The organism is Aliterella sp. E5.1 (genome assembly GCF_057473825.1).
Genome location: NZ_JBYCCV010000269.1, coordinates 1 through 2,156, shown reverse-complemented (window position 1 = coordinate 2,156; position 2,156 = coordinate 1). Strand labels below are relative to the sequence as shown.

Annotated in this window: 1 protein-coding gene; it reads right to left on the bottom strand. The window is 42.9% G+C overall.

Annotation, left to right across the window (positions count from 1 at the left end; genetic code table 11):
• Positions 1-2,072, bottom strand: a 2,072-nt coding sequence (locus tag AC2VE5_RS26160) for a DEAD/DEAH box helicase family protein (RefSeq protein WP_486890479.1), incomplete at its 3' end; no start/stop codon positions are given.
• Positions 2,073-2,156 lie beyond the last annotated feature (84 nt).

Sequence of the window (2,156 nt, the reverse complement as noted above, 5' to 3'; positions counted from 1 at the left end):
TTTTTTTTAAGAGCAAAGCTTTCTAAAACTTTCTCCTCCGTAAGTCCATCGTTTAGCCCAGTAGCACTCTGTTCATCTTGGTTACTGGAATAGACAATATGAATAGGAGTGTCGGCATATTTGGCGTATTTGGGTTGCTTGACCAGTTCGTTGAAATGTTGGGTTACAGCTTGCTTATAAGCGATCGCTGCCTTAATTGAATACACCGCAAGCATAGCTTTACCTGTACCCCGAATTTGCCGATAGACATCTTTAACTAACAGATCGGTAATATATTGGGCAATGGCATGAATGCGATCGCGGTTTTCATAAATATCCTTTTTATCAACGTCTTTATAGTCAGGTTCGGTGAAGCCTTCTAGTTCGTTGCTAGGAAGGTCAAACAGCATCTTGGAGGCAACGGGGACAATGTTTTTTAGAGGGTTGAGAATAAAGCCATCCTCAATAGCTTCTTTCATAGTGTAGGAGTCGAAGGGAATCCAAAGCTTTTCACTTTCGGCGTAGCCGCTAAATTCCCCAAAACGGGCAAGGGTATGATCGTCGGGAGTGGCAGTAAAGCCAACAATTAGGTTTTTCTTAGTTCGGGTTTGGTTGTACTGATTCTGTGCGTCAAAGGGGGTTTGCAGTTCGTCAAAGATATTGACCATTTCCTCATGCTGGTCGCCACTATTGGAGCGGTGAATCTCGTCAATTAAAAAGACTATGCGGAGTTGAGCGAGTTTTTGTAGGGTGTCATAGTCGAGCATTTCCCGCACGGCTCCAAATTTTTGCAGGTTGACAATAACTAATCGAGTGTCAGACTTGAGGGCTTCTTGGAAGGTTTTTTTATTGTGCGCCTCAAGATACATCCGGTTATCAATGTTCATGTTCAGCATTTTGGAGTCGATTTGGCTGCGGAGTTGCAGGCGATCAACTACAATCATAATTTTGTCGTAGACGTATTGACCGTTGCGGCGCAAGTCTTTGAGTTGCAGGGCTGTCCAGCCAATGATGTTAGATTTGCCAAACCCGGCGGCATATTGCAGCAGTAGAGAATAGACGTTTTTGTTGTTGGCGTAAGCTTTACGCTTTTCGATCAGTTCTAGACGTTTGGCGGTGGAGACATTGGCTAACTGCTGTTCTAACTGATGAATGAAGTAGTCGTCTTCCCCTTCATGCTCTAAAAATTCGTCAATTTTAGCCAGAATTTTATCAGTACCAAATTTTTGTTTAGGGCGGGGTGAAATTAGTTGTCCTAATTCGTTTTTAAGTTCTTTCTTACCATTAAAAACATACACATCCCGCTCAATAAAGTTGTAGTAGAGGATTTCTTTTTCAATCAAGCTTTTGCCATAGTGGGCAGTAAAGAGTTCTTTGAGTTTGTCTTTCTTTTCCGTGTTTGGATGGAGCAGAGGATAGGGTTTGAAGGCTTTGATAACTTTTTTTTCATAGTCTTCGCGATCGTATTTTCCCTCGCGGCAGGTGGTGAGGATTTCGTCAAAAAAGTCAGAGATAGTACGAATGATGTAAGTTTCTCCAATATCCGTGCTGGTAATATGAATAGCTTTTTCAAATATTTTGAGGAAGTCTTTGCGATAGTAATCTTTTTCTTTGTCACTAAGTTGAGGATTGTTATCAAAAATTTGGTAATAGATTTTGGCGGCTTCAAAGTAGTCTTTGACCACCTTGCCGCGCCCATTTTTACGGGCATTTTGGTTACTGAGGTTAGATTTTAGTTCGCTATAAGCTAGATAAATTCCGTTAACAAATAAGCAAATATCAGGACGGATAGAGAAGATTTGTGTGTTTTGATAGTTGTATTTGTAAGGTAGTTCTTGAACAACTGAAAATATATTTTGATAAAATAAACTGCTATCGTGAATTACGCTGTCGTCGGTATAAAACAAGTAAAGTTTGATGCCTTGCAGAGTAACGGATTTGTTGGCGTTGATGAATAATGCCATGTTGCGGCTGCTGGCAATGCGCTCTTGGATGAGGGCGATTAGTTCAGCCAGTAATTGTTGAGAGTTGCCGCTATATTTTTTGAGTATGTGGTCGTGGCGCGACGCGCGCGCGTAGCCGACGTTGCTCATCGCCCCTCCCCTCGTCCGGTTCTGCCGTAGCCGCGGCCGGGCATGCACGGACCGCCCTGTCGGCCGGCCTGTGGTGGTTCGCTC